Raw genomic sequence first — 10250 nt, 5'->3', positions numbered from 1 at the left:
TCTTATCCGAACAGCGTCTGCAGCGGCTGCGGCTTCGCCAGGTGGAAGCCCTGGGCGAAGTCGATGCCCATCTCGAGCAGCTTGTCCTGCACGCGCTGCGATTCGACGCATTCGGCCACCGTCTCGATGCCGCGATCCGCAGCGAGCTGCGTCACGGCGCGGACCTGGGACTCGGCGCGCACGCTGCTGCCGAGGCTGCGGATCAGCGAGCCGTCGATCTTCACGCGGCTGACCGGCCACTTGTTGAGCGGGTCGAGCGTGCCGAGGCCGGAGCGGCAATTGTCCAGCGCCACGCGGCAGCCGACGTCGCGCAGCCGTGCCGACAGATTCTCCATGTCGTCTTCGTGTTCGAGCGCCGTCCGTTCGGAGATCTCGAACACCAGCAGCCCGGCCGGAATGGCGGTGCGGCAGACTTCGGCCACGATGAATTCCGCGAACTGCGGCGTGGCGAGCGACTGGCCCGCGACGTTCACGGAGAATTCCAGGCACGAGGTGCGCACGGTGACCGCGCGCTTGCGCAGCGTCTTCAGCAGTTCGCCGATGACCCAGCAGTCCAGTTCGGGCAGGAGCCGGCTCGACTCCGCGGCGGCAAAGAACGTGGGCGGACCGTGCAGCTTGCCGGCATCGCGCATCCGCAGCAGCACTTCGAAGCGCGGCGATGGCGCTGCTTCGCGCATGGCGGTGATTTTCTGCGCATACAGATCGAAGGAGCCCAGCCGCAACGCGGTGCGAATGCGATCGTCCATCGGCTGCAGCGACGGGGTCGCGGCTGTCGGGACGATGATCTTCGGCTCGTTGACGCTGATTCGGGGCGTCGCTGCTGCGGGCCTTGCTGCTGCCTTGGGAATTGTGGGCGCGACCTTCGCCGCAGGTTGCGGCCGGGGCGGAGGCGCGGGCGCAGCGGCCTGCGGTTGCGGCGGCAGTTTGGCCACCGACGCGATGACCGGCACTTCCGGCACGAGCATGGCGCTGAGCGCTGCAGTCGGCACGCGGGCGGCGAGCTGCGTCAGTTCATCGGTATCGACGCTGGCGAAATCGCGCGCGCGGTTGCTGCGGAAGAGCATGAGCAGGGCCACGACGCGCTGGGCCGGATCGCGCACGGGCACGACCAGCAGCTTGTAGGGCAGCTGCTGCGTCCTGCCGCTGGTGCCGTTCACCACGAGCGGTTCGTTGCGCGCCTGCATCCAGCGCAGCACGTGTTCGCGGATGTTGTCGATGGCGGCGTTGATCGACAGATCGGATTCGTCGGCACTCACGCAATGACTGAGCGTGAAGGGACGCCCGGGGAGCACGACGGCGCCGAAGGCGCAATCGATCAGCTCGGTCGCGAGCGTGAGGGTCTTGCGCAGCATCGCCGGCACCGGCATCGAGGGCAGCAGCTGCGTTGCCGCGACAACGGCCTGCCGCGTGCCGGCTTCGCGCATCGCGCCGGTCGGCAAGGGAACGATCTTGGCGCTGGCCGGCCATGCGTGACCGAGAATGGCGATGACCGGCGCGAGCATGCGCTCGACGGCATCAGCACTGCGGAAGCGGGCGCCGCTCGGCAGGTTGCGGCAGGCCACACCGATCGCGCCGACCACGGCGTTGTGCGTGTTGCGGACGACGAAGACGAAGGCCGTGTCATCGTCGGGATGCGCTGCCGCGGCTGCGGGCGCGGACGAGGTCGCCTGACGGGCGCGACCCAGCACGAGTTCGACGTGCATGCGGAAGTCGGGTTCTTCGACGCCGTCGTTGATCCAGAGCGACTGGGCCATCGCATCGTAGAAACTGATGCGCTCCGCAGGCGGGACCAGCATGCGGATGAGCTGCGCGTAGCTTGCGAAGGGCAGTTCATGACTGCCCGCGGAGCTCGCCGAGGGTTTGAGCACAGAAGACATAGCCATCCTCCCGCGCCCATCATAGCGGCAGCGCCGCGAGTTCACTATTCCAAAGCAGGCCGGAAATCGGCGTATTCGAGCCGCATGTCGCGTCGCGACTCGTTCAGTGTCAAAGATCGCGACAGTGAATGCGCCGGGTTCCTGCGCGTTGTCATAACCCGATACGTCACAGCGTTGCGAAGGCCCGGACCGGAAACGTGCCCATGCCGCGAACCTTCGGCGGCACGGCCGAGAAACGCAGACCGCTGACGGGCAACTGCTCGAGTCCGCGCAGATGTTCGACGATCGGAATGCCCGCGCCGAGCAGCTCGGTGTGCACGGGACGCCGGCCGTCGGCGGTGTCGTCGATGTTGTAGGAGTCGATGCCGACGAGCGCCGCGCCGTTCTCCTGCAGATACGTCGCGGCATCGGCCGTGAGGAATGGATGGCCTTCGAAGTACTGATCGGTGCGCCAGTGCGTCGCCCAGCCCGTGTGAACCAGCACGGCTCGTCCACGTACCTCCACCGGGGCGAATGCCTCGCGCGGGATGGCGCGACCTGCCATTCCCGTGACGCGCACGACGACGGCGTCGAGTCCGGTGAGCACGTCGAGGCGCAGCGCCGACAGATCGGCGCCATCCGCATAGCGATGGAACGGACTGTCGATGTACGTGCCCGTGTTCGACACCATCGTGATCCTGCCGATCTGGAATTCCGTACCTTCGGCGTACAACGCGCGCGATGCGGCGCGACTCAGGTGATCGCAGATCAGCGGCGCCGGCAGACCCTTGTACGTGATCATGCCGTCCTCGATGGTGTGACTGAGATCGACGTGATGGGGGTCGGGTCCGGTCGTCGCTGCGACCGCGCTGCTGCGCTTGTGCGGCTCGCTCAGAATGGTTTTGCGCGAGATCGCGACGCGCCCGACCATGAGCAGGCGCAGGTCGCGGACGAGGTAGTTCGCCAGCGCATCGTCGGCGATGTCGTCGCCGTCGATGTCGAGGCGAAATCCCTGTCCCTGCAGTCCGCCGCCGTTCAGGAACTCGACTTCGAAATCGAACTGGACGCGCTTCGGCCCGACAGATGAATTCATGGCGGCTCTCCTGACGATGCAACGAGAACCGTAGCAGCTTCGGGTATTCGCAGTGCCGACAGGAAGAGGACGGATCCGGACAAGAAAGAGAATGGCCGCAGATCCCTTCACCGACGACGCGGCAACGTGGCCGGCAATCCCTTGCCGCCCGGCAACGGCAGGCGCGTGCCGCGCGTCGCTGCGTCCCGCAGTTCCTGCAACTCGCTCTCCGCAGGGCCTTCGTTCAGGGGATGCCTCATGCATTGCCCAGGTCGTCGCGACGATAGTTGACGCAAGCGTCGTAGACACCTGCATGTCGCAGGCAGCACGACCCATACGCGGAGCGATCGTGAGCAGCCTGACTTCGAGTCCCTATCTTCCCCTTCCGCCGGTCGCCGCCGGTGTGGCGCGCAAGTCCGGCCGCGCCGTGTGCAGCGATCGCGGCGATGCCGTGTGGGAATGGCAGGTTGCCACGGGCGTGTTCGAACGCGACGTGACCGACGAGCAGTTGCGCCGGCTCGAAGCGCCGGACCTGCAGATCGTGGAATTCACGCCGACGGATACCGGCCAGCAGGCCGTGTGGAACCGCGACACCGTACAGCGTCCCGCCTCCGTCGGTTCGCGCCGATCCCCGGCCCGTGCCGCCGGTCCGCTGGCCCAGCTCTGGGCCCTGCTGCGCGGAGTTTCCTGATCCCCCGTTCGCGCGACTGCCTTACACTCCCCGGCAGTTCTCGACTGCGGTTTCTGCTGCTTCAGTCCGGTATCGGTTTGTGACGATGCTGCGGCGGCGAGTCCGCGCCGTTTGTGGTCAGGGGGAGGGTCCCTGTGGAACGACAGGGCATGATCGACGTTGCGATGTTCGGCGAACTGTTCACGCAGTTCGCGTCGATGAGCAGCCACCTCATCTGGGTGTACGACCTGTATCCCGAAGAGCGGCTGGTGTTCGCCAGCCCGTCGTTCGAGCGCGTGTGGGGCCGCAAGGTGCAGGACCTGTATGCCCGCCACCGGCTGTGGATGGAAAGCATCCATCCCGAGGACCGGCCCACCGTCGCCGAGCGCTACACCCACTGGCTCAACGCCACGCGCGAGGACATCTACCAGCTCGAATTCCGCATCGTCCGCCCGGATGGCGACGTGCGCTGGATCTTCGATCACGGCCGGCGCATTTGCGATGCCTCGGGTCGCTCGGTGCGCCTCATCGGCATCGCCGAGGACATCACCCGGCGCAAGCAGGCCGAGGCCGCCCTGCGCGAGTCCGAACACAATTTCCGCCAGTTGGCTGATTCGCTGCCGCAACTGGTGTTCACCTGCGATCGGCAGGGGCGCCCCGACTTCTTCAGCTGGCGCTGGACCGAGTACACCGGTTATCCCGAAGCAGAGCTGCTGGCCGGCCGCTGGCTGGAATGCTTCCATCCCGACGAACGCCCCACCGTCATGGAGGCCTGGATCCGCTGCGTCGAGACCGGCTTCGCCTACGCCGCCGAAAGCCGCATCCGCGCCTGGAACGGCCAGTACCGCTGGTTCAAAGCCCGCGCCGTTCCCATCCGCAACACGGCGGGCGAGATCGTGCGCTGGTGCGGCGCCAACTTCGATCTGCACGACGAGCACGAACTGCGCGAGAAGCTGCAGATGGAGCGCGACCGCTTCACCACCATCGCCACCGCCGCGCCGGGCGTGCTGTATTCGCTGCGCCTGGATGCCGACGGTCGTCTGACCTTCCCCTTCGCGCCGGAAAAGATCCGCGACATCTACGGTTTCGACGCCGCGGTGCTCGAGACGGATGGCACCTGCATCCGCGAGCGCGTGCATCCCGATGACCTGCAGCACCTGAACGAGACCTTCACCCACTCGCGCCGGACGCTCGAACCCTGGCACATGGAATTCCGCGTGCAGCATCCGGAACGCGGCGAGATCTGGGTCGAGAGCACCATCATGCCGCGGCCGGAAGAGGGCGGCGCCATCGTGTGGCACGGCTATCTGACCGAGATCACGGCGCGCAAACGCGCCGAGCGGCTGCAGTTCCATTCGCAGAAGCTCGAAGCGCTCGGCACGCTGTCCGGCGGCATCGCCCACGACTTCAACAATCTGCTGCTGGCGATCCGCGGCAACACGCGGCTGGCGATCGACGACCTGCCTGACGGCCATCCGGTGCAGACCAGCCTCGGCGAAGTCGAGCGCGCCGCAACGCGCGCCACCGAACTGGTGCGCCAGATCCTGTCGTTCGGCCGCCAGGGCGAATCGCGCCGCGAAGTGGTCCAGCTGCGTCCCGTGGTCGAAGAGGCGCTGAAGCTGCTGCGTGCGACGCTGCCGGCGATGATCCGCATCGTGCCGGTATTCCGTCCCGACGTGCCGCCGGTGTCGGTCGACCTGACCCAGGTTCACCAGATCATCATGAATCTCGCTACGAATGCGGCGCATGCCATCGGCGATGCCGACGGCCAGCTCGAAGTGACCGTCGATGCGGCGACCATCCATCCCGAAGAAGTCGTGACGGCTTCCGATCTCAAAGTCGGCCGCTATGCGCGCATCACGGTCAGCGACAACGGCTGCGGCATGGATCGCGCGACGCTCGAGCGCGTCTTCGATCCGTTCTTCACCACCAAGCCGCCGGGCCAGGGCACCGGTCTCGGCCTGTCGGTGGTGCACGGCATCGTGCGCGCGCATGCGGGCGCCGTGACGGCCTACAGCCAGCCGGGCAAGGGCACGACCTTCCGCATCTATCTGCCCGCTGCGTCCGCGGACGTCGCGCCTCACGAAGCGCCATCGCAGCCCCCCGTTCCCGGCAGCGGCGAACACGTCATGTACATCGACGACGAGGAAGCGCTGGTCTTCCTCGGCCAGCGCGTGCTGGAACGCATGGGCTACAAAGTCAGCGGTTTTTCCGATCCCGCGCAGGCATTGCAGGCGTTCACGCAATCGCCGCAATCGTACGACGTCGTCGTCACCGATCTGTCCATGCCGGGCATGTCGGGCTTCAACCTCGCGCGCGCCCTGCTGCAACTGCGCCCCGACGTGCCGATCGTCCTTACCACCGGCTACGTCCGCCCCGAAGACAAGGAAACCGCCAGCAAGAGCGGCATCCGCGAACTCATCCTCAAGCCGAACACCGTCGAAGAACTCGGTCGTGCGCTCGACAAGCTGTTCGGGGAGATGCGACGGAAGGAATGAATAGCCGCAAAAGGCGCAAGAGGCGCAAACAGATCGGATTTTCTTTTTCTGACTTTGCGCTTTTTTGCGCTTTTTGCGGCCATTCTCTTCTGCCGTCTCTTCCGCACTACTGCAACCGCGCCAGGATCAGTTTAGCGAGCACGTCGTACGCGCCATCGAAGTGATGCCCGCCGGGAAGTTCGTGAGCGGTGACGCTCGCGGCCGGGAGCTTCGGACAGAGCGAGTCGCTGTCGTCGGCGCCGTAGAGACAGAGCGTGCGGTCGGCGCGGAGTTTTTCGGCTTCGGGACGGATCGGCAACGCGTCGCGTTCGCCGCCGAGCCAGTTGCCGAGATGGAATTCCCAGGAGGCGTTCTGGCCCAGGCCCATCAGCACGGTCTGTTCGACCAGCGGTGCGGAGGCGGCGGGCAGGCGGTTCACGGCGAATGGCAGCACGTCGGCGCCCTGCGAATAGCCGATGAGCAGCGCGCGCGTGCGATGCCAGTGAGCGGCGTAGTAACGCAGGACGCGATCGAGATCCTGCGCGAGTCCTTCGGGCGTGCGCTTGCGCCAGAAGTAGCGCAGCGAATCGAGACCGACCACGGCGATGCCTTTTGCCGCGAGGGCCGCGGCAACCTGCTTGTCGAGACCGGCCCAGCCGCCATCGCCCGAGAGCAGCACGGCGAACGCGGTGCCGTCATTGCCGGCAGGTTTCACTTCGATCAGCGGCAGGTCGGCGAGACTGGCGGGCGGCGGCGGCACGACGTCGGTGTGCGCGGCCGCGAGCTTGTCGTAGGCGGCGATGAATGGCTGCTGCCAGGAACCGCCCGCCGAGAAGCGATGGGCGATGTCCGGCAAGGCCACGAACTGCGCATTCGGCACGCTGTTCGCGAAGCGTTGCGCCGCAGTCGTTTCGCAGACTTCATCCTTCGCGCCCTGCAGGGCGATCCAGTTGAGTGGCGTTTTCGCAGGCAGCAGATCCATGCCCTCGTGGCGCCGGCGATTGACGAAGTGCACGCCTTCGCCGCGGCAGAAGGGTTTTTCCAGTTCCATGTCCGTGCAGAAGCCGAGCGTCAGTGCGCCCGAGAACGTGCCGCGCGGCGCCTGCGCGAGCATCGCGTACGCCAGCGTCGCGCCCGAGGAGTAACCGGCCAGCAACGGCGTGTGATACGTGCTCAGGCGCGCGTAACCCTGCAGGTAGTGCGACAGATTTTCGAGATCGCCGTCGGGAAAGACGCAGGCGTCGTTGCCCGAATCCAGTTTCTCCACCAGCTTCGGCATGTCGATGCCGGCCACCATCGCGCCGCGCTCGACCAGGACACGCGCCACGTTGGCGGTGTGCCGGCTCCAGCCGTCATCGCCGGAAAGGAACAGCACGAACTGGCGTGGCTCGCCCTGCGGGCGGTACAGCGTCACGCCATCGAAAATGCCGTGCGAGATTTTTTCCTGCGCGTGCACGGCCGCCGAGCACAGGACGAGAAGCGCCATGGCTGCGCCGAGCCGTTTCATTTCGCGATGACCCCCTTCAGTCCGCCGCTGATCAGCGCGGCGATGTCGGCCAGGACGAACAGCGGCGCCATGCCGCCCGGTGCGGCGAGGTAGCGCGCTTCCCAGTCCGGATCGAACTTCTCCTTGAACGCGCGCAGACCCTGGAAGTTGTAGAAGTTCTCGCCGTGCGCGAACAGCAGGCGCCCGACGCGGTGCCAGCCGGGGGCGAGCGGATGCTCGGCCATGCCCGACAGCGGCGCCATGCCGAGGCCGAAGCGCTCGAATCCCTGCGACTGGAAATGCAGCAGCAGTTTCGTGAACAGGAAGTCCATGGTGCCGTTGGGCGCATCGGACAGGTGCCGCATGAGATCGACGCTGGCCTCGACCTTGCGATCGGTGGTCATGAGCGTGGCGAAGGCGATCGGGCGTTCGTGCTGGCGCACCAGCGCGACCGGCATCCGGGATACATAGGAGTCGGCGAACGAGCCGAGCGAGAACCCTTTTTCCGCGGCCCGGTGCTCGGCGAGCCAGGCATCGGAGAGGGCACGCAACTCGTGGATGCGCGCGTGCACGGCGTCGGCGTCGAGCATCTCGAGCACGAGTCCTTCGCGCTCGCCGCGGTTCACGGCCTGTCGCAGCGCCGAGCGCGATCTGCCCTTGAGCGAGAAATCCGCGAGCGGCACCGAGGCGTACTCGCCCAGCTTGAACACGCGCAATCCCGCATCGAGATACACCGGCAGCGTCTGCGGACGCACTTGATAGAAGGAGGCCCGCCCGCCCTGGGTGCGCGTCATTTCCAGAAAACGCCAGACCAGGTCGGGCCATTCCGATTGCGGGCCGACGGGATCGAACAGACTCACCCAGGAGCGACCGCGGCGGCCGAACATCACGAAGGCATTGCCCGATTCGGAAAACAGGAAGTGCTTGTCGCCCAGCAGCGCGACGTTGGCATCGGCCGACGGCTGCGTCCGGACGATCCGCGCGGCATGATCGAGTTCCTGTTCGTTGACCTTCGGCAGCCGGGCCGCCGGCGGACGCAGCAGCTGCCGCATCGCGAGCGCCAGCGCCAGCAGTGCGACCGCGACGAGCGCACGCAAGGATCGCGGCGCATGACCGTCGAACTCGAACTGCCACCACAGTTCCTGCGTGTAGTCGACGTCGCGATACGCGAAGAACAGCAGACCCGTCAGCGCGGCGACGATGGCGAGAACGCTCAGCAGCCAGCCGCCGGTGAAGGGCTGCGCCAGCAGCGAGGCGCGACGCGTGAACTGCGAATGCGACAGCGCCAGCGCCACCACCAGGCAGCCGATCAGGATCATCTCCGACACCGCGAATCCTTTCGGGATGGCGAGCAGCAGGCTGGCGATGCCGATGAGCAGTCCCGCCCACCAGGCGGCATCCAGCCGCAGCAGCATGCCGCGCGCGACGAACAGCAATCCGAGTCCGGCAATGCTGCCGAGGAAGTGCGAAGCCTCGACGAGCGGCAGCGGCACGTGCAACGCCAGCAGGTCCGTCGCCTCGTCGGTGGCGGGAGTGACGCCGGAAATCAGCAGCATCACGCCGATCACCAGCGTGTAGGCCGCCAGCAGCAGCGGCGCGAGACTGATCGCGGCGCGGGAAACTGCAGTGGCTGCACCGCGGCGCAGCTCGTGCATCACCAGCAATGCGAGCGCCAGCAGCAACGGCAGCACGTAGTAGATGAGGCGATAGAGCACGAGCGCCGCCGCGAGCGATTCCGCCGGCACGTGATCCTGGAGCGCCAGGAGCATGATGGCTTCGAACACGCCGAGGCCGCCCGGCAGATGACTCAGTACGCCGAGCACGACGGCGATGGCGAAGAACCCGAGGAATGCCGGAAACGCAATCGAGTCCGGCGGCAGCAGCAGCCAGAGCACGGCAGCCGTCGCACCGATGTCGATGGCGGAGAAGAACAGCTGCTGCAGGGCCAGCGAAGCGGACGGCAGCCGCAGCCGCACGCGGCCGAACAGCAATCGTTCGCGGCCATCGCGGCACAGGACGATCAGCGAGAACGTTGCGATCACGATCGCGAGCGCAACGGATTTCAACACCAGCGGCGGCAGATGGATGGCAGGTCCGACGGCATCCGCACCCCACAGCAGCGCCAGCGCGCCGACCGCAGAAATTCCGAGTCCGAAGGCGAGCGCGTTGAAGGCGATGGCGCGCGAGATCAGCCCGGCTTCCACGCCGGCCGCGCTGTAGAAGCGCATTCGCACGGCACCGCCCGTCAGTACGCCGAGGCCGATCGTGTTGGACAGCGCGTAGGCGATGAACGCCGTCTGCGCGGCGATGGAGTAGGCAACGGAGGCGCCGACGTAGCGCAGCGACGAGTGATCGTAGCCCGTGAGCGCGAAGTAACTGACGGCGGTCGCGACGACGGCGAGCGCCAGCGCGCGCGACGGCGTCGAACGGATTGCTTCGACCAGGCTGTGATAGCTGAATTCGGCAAACAGCCCGTGCAGTGCGTCGGCGAGCAGCAGGCCGATGATCAGTGCGGCGGCGCCGATGGCCCAGGGCTTCCAGCGTTGCAGGCTCGAAACGAGCCGGATCTTGTCCTGGGTCGATTCCATGACGGCCGATGGTACCGAGGCGGCCTGCGTTCCGTGATGAAACCGCCGTAGGGCCTGGGGGGATTTCTGTAGGTCAGGCTTTAGCCTGACATTTTCAGAAG

General features: G+C 66.6%; 7 protein-coding genes. 2 read left to right on the top strand and 5 right to left on the bottom strand.

Going from position 1 to position 10250, the window contains the following annotated elements; genetic code table 11:
* Window positions 1–2: 2 nt before the first annotated feature.
* The 3 genes from V7D81_RS10725 to V7D81_RS10715 form a co-directional block, all read right to left on the bottom strand.
* The gene (locus tag V7D81_RS10725; protein WP_324316468.1) at window positions 3–1877 is read right to left on the bottom strand and encodes an EAL domain-containing protein; all 1875 of its coding nucleotides are present in this window, start codon (window positions 1875–1877) and stop codon (window positions 3–5) included.
* A gap of 166 nt (window positions 1878–2043) precedes the next feature.
* Window positions 2044–2949: a cyclase family protein gene (locus V7D81_RS10720; protein WP_324316466.1), complete on the bottom strand. Its 906-nt coding sequence runs from the start codon at window positions 2947–2949 to the stop codon at window positions 2044–2046.
* A gap of 107 nt (window positions 2950–3056) precedes the next feature.
* Window positions 3057–3188, bottom strand: coding sequence for a hypothetical protein (locus V7D81_RS10715; protein ID WP_324316464.1), 132 nt, complete (start codon window positions 3186–3188; stop codon window positions 3057–3059).
* A gap of 89 nt (window positions 3189–3277) precedes the next feature.
* Between V7D81_RS10715 and V7D81_RS10710 the strand changes: the two genes are divergently transcribed.
* Entirely contained in the window at window positions 3278–3619 is a 342-nt protein-coding gene (locus V7D81_RS10710) for a hypothetical protein (protein ID WP_324316462.1), read from the top strand.
* Between the two features lie 149 nt (window positions 3620–3768).
* Window positions 3769–6096, top strand: a complete 2328-nt coding sequence (locus tag V7D81_RS10705) for a PAS domain-containing hybrid sensor histidine kinase/response regulator (protein WP_324316460.1) — start codon at window positions 3769–3771, stop codon at window positions 6094–6096.
* 106 nt (window positions 6097–6202) lie between these two features.
* On the opposite strand, the gene V7D81_RS10700 is transcribed toward V7D81_RS10705, so the two are convergent.
* Window positions 6203–7561 carry an AcvB/VirJ family lysyl-phosphatidylglycerol hydrolase gene (locus tag V7D81_RS10700; RefSeq protein ID WP_324316458.1) on the bottom strand — a complete coding sequence of 453 codons (1359 nt, stop codon included), beginning with the start codon at window positions 7559–7561 and terminating at the stop codon, window positions 6203–6205.
* 17 nt (window positions 7562–7578) lie between these two features.
* The gene (gene mprF, locus V7D81_RS10695; RefSeq protein ID WP_324316457.1) at window positions 7579–10149 is read right to left on the bottom strand and encodes a bifunctional lysylphosphatidylglycerol flippase/synthetase MprF; all 2571 of its coding nucleotides are present in this window, start codon (window positions 10147–10149) and stop codon (window positions 7579–7581) included.
* Window positions 10150–10250: the final 101 nt, after the last annotated feature.

The sequence above is a fragment of the Povalibacter sp. genome (genome assembly GCF_036735925.1).
Lineage (GTDB): Bacteria > Pseudomonadota > Gammaproteobacteria > Steroidobacterales > Steroidobacteraceae > Steroidobacter.
This window is presented reverse-complemented; position numbering and strand designations above follow the sequence as displayed.

Coding starts and splice junctions, on each gene's coding strand:
- V7D81_RS10725 (WP_324316468.1), bottom strand. CDS start 1,877: ATGTCTTCTGTGCTCAAACCCTCGGCGAGCTCCGCGGGCAGTCATGAA.
- V7D81_RS10720 (WP_324316466.1), bottom strand. CDS start 2,949: ATGAATTCATCTGTCGGGCCGAAGCGCGTCCAGTTCGATTTCGAAGTC.
- V7D81_RS10715 (WP_324316464.1), bottom strand. CDS start 3,188: ATGAGGCATCCCCTGAACGAAGGCCCTGCGGAGAGCGAGTTGCAGGAA.
- V7D81_RS10705 (WP_324316460.1), top strand. CDS start 3,769: ATGATCGACGTTGCGATGTTCGGCGAACTGTTCACGCAGTTCGCGTCG.
- V7D81_RS10700 (WP_324316458.1), bottom strand. CDS start 7,561: ATGGCGCTTCTCGTCCTGTGCTCGGCGGCCGTGCACGCGCAGGAAAAA.
- mprF (WP_324316457.1), bottom strand. CDS start 10,149: ATGGAATCGACCCAGGACAAGATCCGGCTCGTTTCGAGCCTGCAACGC.